The organism is Lacrimispora sp. 38-1 (assembly GCF_049890855.1).
In the GTDB taxonomy this organism is placed as follows: domain Bacteria; phylum Bacillota; class Clostridia; order Lachnospirales; family Lachnospiraceae; genus Lacrimispora.
Genome location: NZ_JBANEW010000099.1, coordinates 219,076 through 232,376, shown reverse-complemented (window position 1 = coordinate 232,376; position 13,301 = coordinate 219,076). Strand labels below are relative to the sequence as shown.

The following is a 13,301-nucleotide window of genomic DNA, read 5'->3' as shown; positions in this document are numbered from 1 at the left end:
ACTTCCGATAATCGAAAATCCCTCACAGCCATTACAGGAACTTGTAAATAATACGTGGAATCAGTCCAATACCAACCATGATTCCCATGATCGCTAATCCGACCGGAATTAAAACAGCGGTATTACCTGTAATAGATGTTACAATCGGTGCCAACATTTCTTCTGTGATAACAAAAGCAGCACCCGTAGAAGCAGCAGCTAACATAAAATTTTCCTCCTTTCCAAAGCCATCACCTTAAGAAGTAAAAAACTGGCTTCATGATGATATATACAATAAGCAGAGCAAATCCAACGGAAACAGTGAATCCAACGTATGTATTGATTTGCGTCAGGTTATTGTTAATCGAATAAAGTAATTCTTGGGAGGTCTGGTCAAAATCCTCGGAAACCTCCAAGTCCTGAAGAGATTCCCATTCCATGTCAGCGGAATCTGCATCAGAAGCAGTAGCGATGTAGAACTGCATATAAATTTCCTCCCGAATATAAAAAAACCAACAACTTGTAAAAGATGTTGGAATTATGATATAATTATGCGTGGCGGTTTTAGGTGTAAGTGACGCTTCCAACTATGCGCGAAAGTCTAGTTTAACGAATAGTTATTAAGAAAAAATAATAGAATACATATATCAAATATAATTTATACAGTTTACCAAAGCTTCAGCTCTTACTTTGCATTTACCATTACCGGTTCCATTCCCATTAAACTATTACTCAACAATCACTGCGATCAGGGATCTTATTGGTTTAACCTATTCCTGTGTAAAGTATTCCGGGTAAAGTAAAAACTACGGCATATATAAAATAATTTATACATAAACAAGAGGTGAATTCATGAAAGCTATTCTCTCCTACCATCAACAAAAAGATATTGAAAACGTAAAGCATCTGCGTGAGCTGATCAAAGAACTTCCTCATTTCTGCGGTGATTTTTTCCGAGGCATTGAACCACGTACATCTTCCCGTACCAGGATCGCCTACGCCTATGATTTAAAGGTGTTTTTTGAATTTTTGCAAAAGGAAAATCCGGTCATTCATAAGCTTGAGATGAAAGAAATCCCATTGGACTTTTTAAATACACTTAAGGTTGTTGATATAGAGGAATATATGGAGTATTTAAAGTACCGGTTTAATGATAAAAGTCAGGAAATAACAAACAAAGAGCGTGGAATTATGCGAAAGATCTCCTGCTTGAAAAGCTTCTACAATTATTATTACCGGAATGAAAGGCTTCAAAACAATCCGGCTGCATTAATTCAGCTTCCTAAGCTGCATGAGAAAGAAATTATACGTTTGGACGTAGATGAAGTTGCGCTGCTTCTCGATGAAGTAGAAAAAGGAGAATCTCTAACAGAGAAACAAAAAGCCTATCACGAGAAAACGAAAGTTCGGGATCTGGCACTGCTTACACTTTTGCTTGGAACTGGAATACGTGTATCAGAATGTGTAGGTTTGGATTTGAATGATATTGATTTTAAAAATGGAGGCATACGCATACATAGAAAGGGAGGAAAAGAGGTAACTGTCTACTTTGGAACTGAGGTTGAGGATGCACTCCTGGATTATCTGGAAGAGCGAAATCAAATTATTCCTGAAGAAGGTAATGAGAATGCGCTCTTTCTATCCATGCAGAAAAAGAGAATTGCTGTTCGCAGTGTAGAAAATCTGGTAAAAAAATATTCCAGACTGGTGACACCTTTAAAAAAGATTACTCCCCATAAACTACGCAGTACCTATGGAACCTCTCTTTATAAAGAAACCGGTGATATCTATTTAGTGGCAGATGTTTTGGGACATTCTGATGTAAATACTACAAAAAAACATTATGCGGCATTGGAAGACGAACGTCGACGCAGTGCCAGAAATAAAGTAAAACTGCGGGAAGATTAATATTCACTCTTCTGCCGCTGCACCTTCTGGTATCTTAATGCGTCCCATTACCAAATTGCTGCAAAAGCAAAGGCCGAATTTGCTGTGCAAGATAAAGCGAGCCACAAACACAAATGGGGTCAGACGGCATAGTTATCTCTGTGGCAAAATCAAGTGCTTGCTGCATCTCATCAAAATTGTGTACATTACTGCAATAAGTCCTAGCCGTCTTAGCAAGGCTTTGAGATGACAGCGCTCTTGGATTATCTGGTGTTACAGCTATAAAATGATGAGCAAGTCTGGCAATTTCTTTAACCATAACATTATAATCTTTATCAGCTAATACTCCCATTATCACCGTTATTCGTTGACTGGGTAGCTTATATAGACTATCCTTGAGTGCCTTTGCTCCTTCCGGGTTATGACAGCCGTCCAATAATACAAGAGGCGAGGTTCGAATTATCTCCTGGCGTGCAGGTATATTAGCGTTTTTTACCCCCTCGGTTATAGCCCTCTGTTGAATGGAAAAACCCATTTCTGCAAGAGTAAAGGCCGCAGTAATTGCAGTAATACAATTATAAATCTGAAATCTGCCAGTCATGGACTTTATGTATTGCTGCCCCTTATAGAGAAAGCTGTTCCCTGGGAAGGTGTCCTCCATCACATTAAGATGTTGCAGAGAAGGCACGATCAGTTTGCTGTGTTCTTCGTCACATTTATGTTTAATTATGTTCAAAGCATCGGGCTGCATCAGTGGATAGCATATCGTGATCCCCCCTTTTATAATCCCAGCTTTATGCATCGCTATCTCTTCCAGCGTATTTCCCAAAATCCCCATATGGTCCAAACTTACCGAGGTGATAATTTGCAAAAGAGCGGGAGGAATGATATTTGTGGAATCCTCTTTTCCGCCAAGGCCACATTCCAGACAAACAAAATCACAGCCGCTGCGATAAAACCATTCAAAGGCTATGGCTGTAATTACCTCAAATTGAGTAGGATACTCTCCTTCAACACAGGAATTTTCCCAGCTGGAAAAAACATATTGCCCACAACTTTCCAGCTGACTATGAGTGATAGGCAGATGATTGATCTGCATGGTTTCATTAAAATTCAATACATAAGGACTGATAAAAAGCCCTGTCTTGTAACCACTCTCTTTTAAAATATAGGATAGTATAGTACAGGTGGATCCTTTGCCGTTTGTTCCCGCAACATGTATAAATTTTAACTTTTTCTGAGGATTCCCCATGTTGTTTAACAATTTCTCAATACGCTCAAGTCCTAAATTTATACCGTATTTTGCAAGAGAATTCAGCTTGTCCATCACAGACATATTTACCATATTAGTCAAAAAAACACGCCCCCTTTCTGTTTGTGCAACAATTCAGCTATATGCTACCCTAAGGAATCACATTAATTTTAGAATAATTATGAAAGGTCTTCAAGCAATCTTTTGACGCTCATTTTGCGTATTGGGTGTATCAAATGAGGGTCGATTTCGCACAAAGGTACAAGAACAAAATCTCTTATATCCATCTCCGGATGAGGTACAATCAAATCTTCCGTATAAATGATTTTATCTCCGTACATTAGAATGTCTATATCCAAGGTACGTTCGCCCCAATGGCGCAGTCGAACTCTGCCCGCAGCTTGCTCCAGGCTTTGGCAAAACTGCAGCAGCTGATTGGGGGTATAAATAGTTCTCATCTTGATTACTGCATTCAAAAAAGAAGGTTGATCAGTTACCCCATAGGGAGGAGTTTCAATATAATTTGAAACTGCCATAAACTGACAGCTTTTATCCTGTACGATTGCCGCTTTTACAGTGTCCAGATATGCCTTTTTATCTCCTAAATTGGAACCGATTGCCAGGTAGCAGATTTCCCGTTTCCTGGTTACGCAAAGTGAAACATCAGAAAATTTTGTAGCAATAGGTGCATGCGGCTTGTGTACAGTCAAAGATATCTCCTCAACTAAAGGGTACTCATACATTAAATAAGACACCAGATTGTTAGCAAGGCTTTCAAGGAGATCATATCGATTGCTGCAGGCAAAGCTTTTTATCTTGAGTGCTACATCTCCGTAATTTACTGTTTTTTTAATCTCATCATTGCAAAAGGATGTGTCTAAGACCAATTCGCAATCAACTGCAAACATTTGGCCCAGTTGCTTTTCACTCTCCAATACTCCATGATAAGCAAAAAATTCTACACCATTCAGTGTTATTTTATCCATTTATCTTCCCTTATTATTGATTTTACCATTTTTATAGTGTCGAGATTTTGTTCAATGTCATGTACCCTTACAAAACTTGCACCCTTCATAACACCAACGGCAGTTGTGGCAAGTGTACCATAAAGTCGTTGATCGACAGGTTTTTCAAGGGTTAGTCCAATTACTGATTTGCGTGAGGTGGCTAACATGACAGGATATCCCAGACTGCACAGGCGGTCGGTGTTATTAATTACATGCAGGTTTTGGCTGTAATCCTTGGCGAAGCCCACACCTCCATCCAAAATGATTTTTTCTTTTTCTATACCTGCTTTTTCTGCCTTTTCAAGGCTGTCATTGATGTCTGATAAATATTCTTCCGAGAAATTTTTATATTGATTGCTGTGGCGGTTGTGCATCAGGCAATAGGCCAGACCGGATTTTGCAACCACTTGAGCCATCTTATCATCATATTGCAGGCCCCAAATATCATTTACCATATCAATTTTGCTGCTCAGGGCCTGGACAACCTGCCATTTATAGCTGTCCAATGAAATTGTAATGTCAAAGTTTTCCTTCAGCTTTTCAATCACAGGAGCAACCCTATTAATCTCCTGTTCTGTAGATACTGTTGTATGCCCAGGACGTGTTGACTCTCCGCCAACGTCAATAACATCTATACCCTGACAGATCATTTCCTGTGCTTTCCTCAGGGCATCATCTAAGGCATTATACTGACCTCCGTCAGAGAAGGAATCTGGTGTAACGTTTAATATTCCTACAATATATACATTGTTATGCGTGTCAAATACTTTATTGCCTATAATCAAAGGCTGACCTCCATATTTCTATCCTGTGGTTTCCAGTTGCACTGTGCCTGGGCGTTGCATAAAAAGCAATTACGGCTTTTTTTATCTGCAAACTGCAAAAGCTGTGAAAGTGTATGGGAAGTGTCTTTCACGTTGTGATTTGCGATTGCAAGGGTAATTTCATCTACTTCATGGCGGCAAAATCCCGCACCTTCCAGCAGCTCTTTTGCAATTACTGCTCCTTCCCGGGCGTGATCCGCCCCTGCGCTGTATTCTATACTCCTGCCAATGTCGTGCAGCAACGCTGCCGAATACACTAGTTCCTGAGAAAAATCATACCCTTTGGTCAAAGTTTCCAGATACATAATTCTGGCCACATCCAGAAAATGGGAAAAGCTATGTCCGCAAAAAATTCTGTTTTTCTCAGCTTGATTAATTTTAGATAACCAATTAATATATTCCGGACTATTAATAATTTTATTTATTCTTTCCATCACTTTATAAAATCCTGTATGCTTTTCTGCAGTGCAAGATCTCCTTTCAGAATACCTCTGGTTGCAACCGTTACCGTTTTAGTGCCAATTTTTTTAACCCCTCGCATGGTCATGCAGGTGTGAGTGGCTTCTACAATTACCATTACCCCTAATGGGTCAAGGCTTGTGTATATGCTGTCAGCAATCTGGTTTGTCATCTGTTCCTGTATCTGCAGGCGCCGGGCAAATACTTCAGTTACTCTGGCAAGCTTGCTTAATCCCACTACTTTGCCGTTTGGAATGTAGGCAATATGCACCTTACCAAAAAAAGGAGCAAGGTGATGCTCGCACAGGGAATGAAATTCAATATCCTTTTCCAATACCACGTCATTGTTATCTGAATGAAACATAACTGATAAAAGTTTTGTAGCGTTCATATCGTACCCCTGAGTAAGCTCCTCATACATTTTTGCCACACGCGCAGGTGTGTCTGCAAGCCCCTCCCTCATCGGATCCTCTCCTATTGCCTCCAGTAAAAGGGCGATGGCCTGTTCTGCTTTCTGTAAATTCATCATAATTTTATTCCTTTCTATTTTTACAAATAGAATAGCGCAACCAGAGAAGCCTAGCCTATATAAAAAACAGGACAGGCAATAAGCCTATCCCGCAAATATACAAACTTAAATAACAGCGGGATGCAAAATTTATACCGCAGGGCTTACCCTTTCGTTCTCCTGACAACTCCCCGTTCAGGAAACACTTTACGCATAAATTTCTACTCTGTAAAAGAAACGGTGATACCGTATCTAAACTTGCAAATAAGTATACCACTTGCTTTTTAAATTTACAATATAAATTATTTGGGATCGGAACAGCCGTGTACTGACTCTGAGGAATATCAAATGAAAATAAAACTTTCTGGTATAAAGGCAGCTATGCAAAACAGACGTTCCAAAAAAACCTTTAGGCAGGCTACTTATCCTGATTCTGAACGAAATAGGCTACGGTCAGATGCTGTCCGGAATGTATGGTATCTTCCCTTAATCTGTTCATATTCTTTAATTCCTGTACGTACTGAGCAGTAGACATACCGCTGTTCTCAACATACTGATCAGCAATGCTCCAAAGGCTGTCTCCGTTCCTGATCTCAATACTGGTATAATACTTCTCTATTAGTGGTGTCCCCACTTCACCGGCCAATGCATTCATCAGGGACTGCCCGCAAAAATGAGCTCCCAGCAGAACTGCCAGGGTTAACATGATTAACTGTTTCATAATATGCATACCTCCTCAAATATAAGAACATATGTTCATCTTGCTGGATTTATCATAACACCAAGAACATATGTTTGTCAACCCGTTTTGCATTTTTTCGAACAAAGGTTTGCATTTTTCCCGAACATATGTTACTATAGTTTTAATGAATAGGAATGAGGAGGCTGTGTTATGGCGCAAGAGAAAATTACACCCAAACAGCAGGAAATTTTAGAATATATAAAAGAGACTATTTTAAAGAAGGGATATCCGCCTGCAGTCAGAGAGATCTGTGAAGCGGTTAATCTTAAATCCACATCTTCGGTACACTCTCATTTGGAAACTCTTGAAGAAAAAGGATATATAAGAAGAGATCCCACCAAACCCCGTACGATTGAGATTATTGATGACTGCTTTAACCTTACCCGCCGGGAAGTTGTGAACGTTCCCATACTGGGAACGGTTGCTGCCGGGCAGCCTTTATATGCGGAAGAGAATATTGAAAATTATTATCCCATTCCTTCCGATCTTCTGCCTAACGCAGAGACGTTCATGTTGAAGGTCAGGGGTAATTCCATGATTAATGCAGGAATATTGGAAGGGGATCAGATTATTGTGGAACACTGTTCTACTGCTCAGAATGGGGAGATTGTTGTAGCTCTTGTAGATGATTCCGCTACAGTAAAGAGATTTTTTAAAGAAAACGGACATTATCGTCTGCAGCCTGAGAATGATTCTATGGATCCTATTATTGTAGATGATGTTCAGATTCTTGGAAAAGTGATTGGTTTGTTCCGCTTGGGCATTCATTAAAAAAGATTTAGCTTAAAGTTAACATAAAAAAATTATGTTAACTTTAAGCTAAAAAAATTATGTTAACTTTAAGCTAAAAAAACGGCTCACAATAATTGTTAAGCCGTTCATCTGCAATCTCAATATATTTTAAATCTATTTTGTATCTAAATCTTCTACTGCGATTGTTTTTCCATCTCTCCAGATTCTTTCCAGATCATAGAAAAGCCGGTTTTCTTTGTCAAAGACATGCACGATAATATCGCCATAATCCATAAGAATCCAATTGGCTGTCTGATAGCCTTCTACCTGCCTGCACACATACCCCTTTTTACCCAGTTCCTCTTCAACATTGTCTACCATCGCCTGTACCTGGTTGGAATTCGTACCGCTGGCTATAATAAAGTAATCTGCGAGAACGGAAACGTTTCGAATATCTATGATGCTGACATCCTCGCCTTTTTTATCAGATAAAGCTGCATAAGCAGTTTTTACCATATCCATGGATTGATTCATTTTGTTTCTCCCTTCTTTTCGTTGTGAACCTGTTTATAATAAGCATATGCCTGGTTAGAAACAGAATCCACAAAACTTCCTTTGCTTTCCAGATATTCAAGAGTATTCTTAAGAATCTGATAAATACATTCATCTAAATCCGTAAATGCAAGAGAACGAATATTAAGCAGATCCGGCGCTCTCTCCCGTCTTGGTTCAATATAATCTGCCGTAAATACGATTTTTTCAAGCAGGGACATATTCGGTCTTCCTGTTGTATGCCACCGCACGGCATTTAAGACCTCCTGGTCAGTCACATTATATTTATGCTCCGCCAGCCATGCCCCGTATTTGGCATGCAGCACGACTGGGGCTTTAAGTTCATCATCAGTTAATAGAATATTCTGTTTCCGGCACTTTTTTATAATCTCTTCGTTTCCGTAATGCTTTGCACAATCGTGCAGCAGACCTGCAAGCTCTGCCTGATCTAAATTACAACCGTAACGCATAGCCAATGCGGTACAGATAAAAGAAACACTTAAGGTGTGTTCATATCTTAAAGGGTTCAGTTTTTCCTTTAAATCATTTCTCATTTCCATTATAACATCTATCATGCTTTATCCTTCTGCTGATATAAGCCTTGATCGTTAATATATAACAATACCTCCTGGGGTACATATTCCGAAACAGAGAGACCTTTTGCAATTCGCTCCCGCAGCATGGCGGAAGAAATATCCATCTCTTCACAATGAAGAATACGAATATCTGCGTTGTATTTGTTATAGAGGTAGGCAATCTGCTGCTCCATGGAAGGATGCGCATCTTCATATTCCCGCCGTGCAGCTAAAAATACAGCCTGAGACAGAACCTGATCCGGTTCATACCAGTTCTCAATTTCATAAAGTGAATCAGCTCCTATGATAAAAAAGAATTGATGCTGCGGATATGCTTTACGCAGCAGTCTCAGGGTCTGAGCGGTATAGGTACTTCCGTTTCGTCTCACTTCAAAATCAGAACAGACCAGTCCTGATTTCCCGTGAATGGCAAGTTTCGTCATCGCAAGGCGGATTTCAGGATCAGTTATATTCCGGTCATTTTTGTGAGGCGGATGTCCGGATGGCATAAACCATACCTCATCCAGCTGATATTCCTGATATGCCTGCTTTCCCAGCATCAGATGACCATTGTGGATCGGATCGAATGTTCCGCCCATAATCCCTATATTACCCATAATTATCGACTCCCTGGCCTAACAATTAGGCGGCTTTATTTAGGAAGAACAATTTTTCTTTTTGTTTCGTCTTTTGCCTGCTTATAAAGGACAATTTTTCTTCCAATTACCTGAACTACTTCAGAATGGGTCCGTTCAGACAGGATCGAAGCGACGCTGGTTCCATCATCTGCACAATTTTTTAAAATGGTTATTTTGATTAATTCCCTGGCTTCTAACGCCTCTGCGATCGCATTTGTGATCTCAGGAGTCAAGCTGGATTTGCCGATCTGAAAGATCGGATCTATATTCATCGCCAGTCCCTTTAAATAGGATCTCTGCTTACTTGTCATATTATTCTCCTTGTTACTTGTAATAGTCAAATTCAAGACCATACATGCGGACCGTATCGCCTTCTTCAATGCCGGCATTTTCCAGTTCTTCCAGTATACCGTTGTCTTTTAAGAACTTCTGGAAGAAGCTGAAGCCCTTTTCTGATTCCAGATTCGTATAACCAAGCATTTTTTCAATGCGAGGCCCTTCTACTACATAGACTCCGTCTTCTGTTACTTCCACTGAATAAGGCAGCAATACTCCCGACAAACTCTTTAAGTCAAATTCCTTTTCAAAGACCAAAGGACTTAAATTAACTGTTTTAAGCAGATCATACACTGCATACAGCAGTTCCTTAACTCCCTGGCCGCTGACAGCAGAGATCGGATAAACCTTGATACCCTGGGGTTCAAATTCAGCTTTCAGTTTATCAATCGGACTCTCACCGTCTTCATAAATGGCATCAATTTTGTTAGCAGCTATAATCTGGGGACGCTTTATTAAATCCGGATTATAGGCTTCCAGCTCTTTATTAATGGCTTTGATGTCAGTAATCGGGTCACGGCCTTCCGTTGATGCGGCATCAACAACATGAACCAGTACTCTTGTCCGCTCAATATGGCGAAGAAAATCATGTCCAAGCCCTATGCCTTCAGAAGCTCCCTCAATCAGTCCGGGAATATCTGCCATGACAAATCCTTTTCCTCCATCTATATCAACAACGCCCAAGTGCGGGTTTAATGTAGTGAAGTGATAATTGGCAATTTTAGGTCTTGCATTGCTGACTCTTGATAAAAGGGTTGATTTTCCTACATTGGGAAATCCCACCAGGCCCACATCGGCGATTACTTTTAATTCCATCTGAACCCAGAGTTCCTGAGAGGGTTGTCCTGGCTGTGCGTATTTCGGAGCCTGCATGGTAGGGGTTGCAAAATTCATGTTGCCCTGTCCGCCTCTGCCGCCTTTTAAAATAACTTCACGGCGATTCTCTCCGGACATATCGGCAATGACTTTTCCGGATTCAAAATCTTTTAAAACAGTTCCTTCCGGAACCTTTATGATTAAGTCGCTGCCATCTTTTCCATGGCATCTGCGCTTCCCGCCGGGTTCTCCATCCTGCGCTGTATACTTATGAATGTGTCTGAAGTCACTTAAGGTATTAAGTCCTTCATCCACTTCAAAAATAATATTACCGCCTCTGCCGCCGTCGCCGCCGTCAGGACCGCCGCAGGGAACATAAAGTTCTCTCCGGAAGCTGACATGACCGTCGCCGCCCTTTCCGGATCTTATATATATTTTTGCTCTATCGGCAAACATTCATTCACCTGTTTCCTTTCTTATGATAAAAAAACGGAATCCCATTACTCGCTATTCAGACTAATGGGCGTATCGTAAAAAACGGCTCCATACGTCAAGGTATGAAGCCGGTCCAATTATTCGTTAATTGCTTTTGGATAAACAGAAACCTGCTTTTTGTCTCTGCCTTTTCTCTCAAATTTCACAACGCCATCCACTAAAGCGAATAATGTATCATCACCGCCGCGGCCTACGTTGATGCCTGGATGAATGTGAGTTCCACGCTGTCTGTAAAGAATATTACCAGCTAATACGAACTGACCATCAGCTCTTTTAGCACCTAATCTCTTAGACTCGGAATCTCTGCCGTTCTTTGTAGAACCAACACCCTTTTTATGAGCGAAAAATTGAAGGTTCATCTTTAACATCACTTACACCTCCTTAAATCGGATTTTAATATATGGTTCTCCATATTCTTCCTCAATATCCTGTAATCCGAATACCAGAGAATTCATAAGGAGCTGCGACCCGGAACTTATGTCAGAGGTAAACCGAAACTGAAAAGATCCTGTCTTTTCTTCCTGATTCACTTCAAAAGAATCCTCTGTGAATTGCTCCACACTGTTGGCCATATTAAAAGTCAGAGCTGAAACAGCTGAACAGACCAGTTCCTGTCCATCCTGATGATCATCAGCTAATCCTGCATGTCCTAACATATCAATTCCTGTATAACGTTGTTCTGAATCAACAAATACGGTTACTCTTATCATGATTAAGCATTGATCTTTTCGATCTTAACCTGAGTATAAGACTGTCTGTGACCATTCTTCTTATGGTATCCAGATTTTCTCTTATACTTGTAAACAATAACTTTCTTAGCTTTGCCTTCCTTCACAACTGTACCTGTTACGGTAGCACCTGCTACAGTCGGGCAACCTACTGCTAATTCACCATTGTTTACAACAAGTACCTGGTCAAATGTGACAGCTTCACCAGCGTCAACACCAAGCTTTTCAACTTTAATGATATCGCCTTCCGCTACTTTGTACTGCTTACCACCTGTTGCAATAATCGCGTACATATGGCACCTCCTATTATCATTACTCGCCAACTGCGGTGTTCTGTAATACAGAAACTTTCTAACCTCATTGTGCGGCATACTGTATAAATATAGCATTCCTTAACTGTTATGTCAATATTTTTTTCTGGAAAATAATCAGAAAAAACAGCGTTTTAAAGACTTATCCTTGTATTTTTTCATATCTCTTAGTATAATGGTCAATGTTTGATCATAAAAGGGGGTAATACCAATGAAATCTGATCCAAGAAATTCAATTTTTATCCGCTGCTGCTACGGATATGCGGTCAGCGGTATGGCTGTTTTAGTGATAGGAGCCATACTTCCATCCATTATAAAGGAGGCAGGAATCAGCTTTCTTGCAGCCGGAGGACTTTTATCAGTTATGGCTATCGGTAATCTTTCTTCCAGCTTCATTTTTCCGGTTATGGTTCCGCTTATGGGAAAAAAGAGAGCCATTATCCTGGTCACTCTTTTTGTTCCATCATCCCTGCTGGTTTTAAGCCTTTTACCTCCTCTTCCCGCTATCTACGCAGTTATGCTGCTTTATGGCTTTACAAGAGGATGCATTACAATTTTAAATAATGCGGCAGTCAATGATATTTATGGTGACACCGCAACCGGAAAGCTGAATATTCTTCACTGCTCCTTTGCAATCGGGGCATTTCTTGCTCCCCTGCTTACAGCGATGATGATGAAACTGGGATTTGGCTGGAGAGTGACGCTCTACATGATCGTTGTTCTTACTATTATATCCGCAATCTCATACGGAACCATGAATTATGATTTAATCAATGAAGCCCAGAAAGCAATTGAAAAACGGAAAAGCAGCTTAAACAGTACTGCAGCCGGAAATAAGGGATTTCTTCGTTCCTTTGCATTTTACTGCATTGCCTTCATTTTGTTTTTTTACCTTGGAGTTGAAAACTGTATTAACGGCTGGTTTGTCACTTATCTTCAGAATACAGGTGTTATGAGCGCTGAATTCGCTACCACCCTCGTTTCTCTTACCTGGCTGGTTATAATGGGAGGCCGTTTAATCTGTGCTGCCATGTCAAAGAAAATACATAGAAGTACGATTTTACTGATTAATTCTATTGGAAGTGCTGTCTGCTTTTTTATTTTAATAAAAGTAAACAGCTTACCTCTGGTAACAGCCTCTCTACTGGGACTTGGTTTTTTCCTGTCGGGAATTTATCCTACCTGTATTGCGAACGCAGGACCTTTGATCCAGGGCTCTACCTTTGGAATGTCTCTTCTCACTGCAATATCTGCCATGGGTGGTATTATCACCCCACAGATCGTAGGCGGTGTGGCTGACCGTGTGGGAATTGTTGCAGCAATCAGTATTCTGGTATTTAACGTGGTATTTGTTATTATACTTTCAGCTGTCAATTTCAAAGTCTGGCATCAGAAAAAAGCAGCCTGATTATCCGCTGTGGCAGGAAGTATAGAAATCCCCCGGAATGTTTTCTCTCGTT

19 protein-coding genes and 1 riboswitch are annotated in these 13,301 nt (G+C 40.4%); of the genes, 3 read left to right on the top strand and 16 right to left on the bottom strand.

The window, feature by feature from the left end:
• Positions 1-31: 31 nt before the first annotated feature.
• Both V7D18_RS26630 and V7D18_RS26625 read right to left on the bottom strand, forming a co-directional pair.
• Positions 32-205: a hypothetical protein gene (locus V7D18_RS26630; protein WP_426158989.1), complete on the bottom strand. Its 174-nt coding sequence runs from the start codon at positions 203-205 to the stop codon at positions 32-34.
• A gap of 25 nt (positions 206-230) precedes the next feature.
• The gene (locus V7D18_RS26625; RefSeq protein ID WP_426158987.1) at positions 231-464 is read right to left on the bottom strand and encodes a hypothetical protein; all 234 of its coding nucleotides are present in this window, start codon (positions 462-464) and stop codon (positions 231-233) included.
• Positions 465-831: 367 nt separating this feature from the next.
• Between V7D18_RS26625 and V7D18_RS26620 the strand changes: the two genes are divergently transcribed.
• Positions 832-1,887: a tyrosine-type recombinase/integrase gene (locus tag V7D18_RS26620; protein ID WP_426158985.1), complete on the top strand. Its 1,056-nt coding sequence runs from the start codon at positions 832-834 to the stop codon at positions 1,885-1,887.
• Positions 1,888-1,921: 34 nt separating this feature from the next.
• Here the strand turns inward: V7D18_RS26620 and V7D18_RS26615 are convergent, their stop codons facing one another.
• From V7D18_RS26615 to yneA, 6 genes are all read right to left on the bottom strand, one after another.
• Positions 1,922-3,211 carry a bifunctional folylpolyglutamate synthase/dihydrofolate synthase gene (locus V7D18_RS26615; RefSeq protein WP_426159253.1) on the bottom strand — a complete coding sequence of 430 codons (1,290 nt, stop codon included), beginning with the start codon at positions 3,209-3,211 and terminating at the stop codon, positions 1,922-1,924.
• Positions 3,212-3,297: 86 nt separating this feature from the next.
• Positions 3,298-4,104 carry a 2-amino-4-hydroxy-6-hydroxymethyldihydropteridine diphosphokinase gene (folK, locus tag V7D18_RS26610; RefSeq protein ID WP_426158983.1) on the bottom strand — a complete coding sequence of 269 codons (807 nt, stop codon included), beginning with the start codon at positions 4,102-4,104 and terminating at the stop codon, positions 3,298-3,300.
• Entirely contained in the window at positions 4,092-4,910 is an 819-nt protein-coding gene (gene folP, locus V7D18_RS26605) for a dihydropteroate synthase (protein WP_426158981.1), read from the bottom strand. Before folP ends, folK begins: the two co-directional genes overlap by 13 nt.
• Positions 4,907-5,383, bottom strand: coding sequence for an HD domain-containing protein (locus tag V7D18_RS26600; protein ID WP_426158979.1), 477 nt, complete (start codon positions 5,381-5,383; stop codon positions 4,907-4,909). Before V7D18_RS26600 ends, folP begins: the two co-directional genes overlap by 4 nt.
• Positions 5,383-5,937 (bottom strand): GTP cyclohydrolase I FolE, encoded by a 555-nt coding sequence (gene folE / locus V7D18_RS26595; protein WP_426158978.1) that lies wholly within the window; start codon positions 5,935-5,937, stop codon positions 5,383-5,385. The genes V7D18_RS26600 and folE overlap by 1 nt, the downstream gene beginning before the upstream one ends.
• A 111-nt stretch (positions 5,938-6,048) precedes the next feature.
• Positions 6,049-6,147, bottom strand: a riboswitch (THF riboswitch).
• A 187-nt stretch (positions 6,148-6,334) separates the two neighbouring features.
• Positions 6,335-6,637, bottom strand: coding sequence for a cell division suppressor protein YneA (yneA, locus tag V7D18_RS26590; RefSeq protein ID WP_426158976.1), 303 nt, complete (start codon positions 6,635-6,637; stop codon positions 6,335-6,337).
• 171 nt (positions 6,638-6,808) lie between these two features.
• Between yneA and lexA the strand changes: the two genes are divergently transcribed.
• On the top strand, positions 6,809-7,429 hold the full coding sequence (gene lexA / locus V7D18_RS26585) for a transcriptional repressor LexA (RefSeq protein WP_426158975.1): 621 nt from the start codon (positions 6,809-6,811) through the stop codon (positions 7,427-7,429).
• A gap of 135 nt (positions 7,430-7,564) precedes the next feature.
• On the opposite strand, the gene rsfS is transcribed toward lexA, so the two are convergent.
• The 8 genes from rsfS to rplU form a co-directional block, all read right to left on the bottom strand.
• On the bottom strand, positions 7,565-7,924 hold the full coding sequence (gene rsfS / locus V7D18_RS26580; protein ID WP_426158974.1) for a ribosome silencing factor: 360 nt from the start codon (positions 7,922-7,924) through the stop codon (positions 7,565-7,567).
• Positions 7,921-8,517: a bis(5'-nucleosyl)-tetraphosphatase (symmetrical) YqeK gene (yqeK, locus tag V7D18_RS26575; protein ID WP_426158972.1), complete on the bottom strand. Its 597-nt coding sequence runs from the start codon at positions 8,515-8,517 to the stop codon at positions 7,921-7,923. Before yqeK ends, rsfS begins: the two co-directional genes overlap by 4 nt.
• Positions 8,514-9,134: a nicotinate-nucleotide adenylyltransferase gene (gene nadD, locus V7D18_RS26570; protein ID WP_426158971.1), complete on the bottom strand. Its 621-nt coding sequence runs from the start codon at positions 9,132-9,134 to the stop codon at positions 8,514-8,516. The genes yqeK and nadD overlap by 4 nt, the downstream gene beginning before the upstream one ends.
• Before the next feature lie 35 nt (positions 9,135-9,169).
• Positions 9,170-9,466 (bottom strand): ribosome assembly RNA-binding protein YhbY, encoded by a 297-nt coding sequence (gene yhbY / locus V7D18_RS26565; protein WP_117417183.1) that lies wholly within the window; start codon positions 9,464-9,466, stop codon positions 9,170-9,172.
• A gap of 13 nt (positions 9,467-9,479) precedes the next feature.
• Positions 9,480-10,763 carry a GTPase ObgE gene (obgE, locus tag V7D18_RS26560; protein WP_426158968.1) on the bottom strand — a complete coding sequence of 428 codons (1,284 nt, stop codon included), beginning with the start codon at positions 10,761-10,763 and terminating at the stop codon, positions 9,480-9,482.
• 116 nt (positions 10,764-10,879) lie between these two features.
• Positions 10,880-11,170, bottom strand: coding sequence for a 50S ribosomal protein L27 (gene rpmA / locus V7D18_RS26555; RefSeq protein ID WP_104436269.1), 291 nt, complete (start codon positions 11,168-11,170; stop codon positions 10,880-10,882).
• A 3-nt stretch (positions 11,171-11,173) separates the two neighbouring features.
• Positions 11,174-11,512: a ribosomal-processing cysteine protease Prp gene (locus V7D18_RS26550; protein ID WP_104436268.1), complete on the bottom strand. Its 339-nt coding sequence runs from the start codon at positions 11,510-11,512 to the stop codon at positions 11,174-11,176.
• Between the two features lie 2 nt (positions 11,513-11,514).
• Positions 11,515-11,823, bottom strand: a complete 309-nt coding sequence (gene rplU / locus V7D18_RS26545; protein ID WP_025233053.1) for a 50S ribosomal protein L21 — start codon at positions 11,821-11,823, stop codon at positions 11,515-11,517.
• Positions 11,824-12,052: 229 nt separating this feature from the next.
• On the opposite strand from rplU, the gene V7D18_RS26540 reads away from it, so the two are divergent.
• A complete protein-coding gene (locus V7D18_RS26540) occupies positions 12,053-13,249 on the top strand; it encodes an MFS transporter (protein WP_426158966.1) in 1,197 nt (398 codons plus the stop codon).
• The last annotated feature ends 52 nt before the right edge of the window (positions 13,250-13,301 follow it).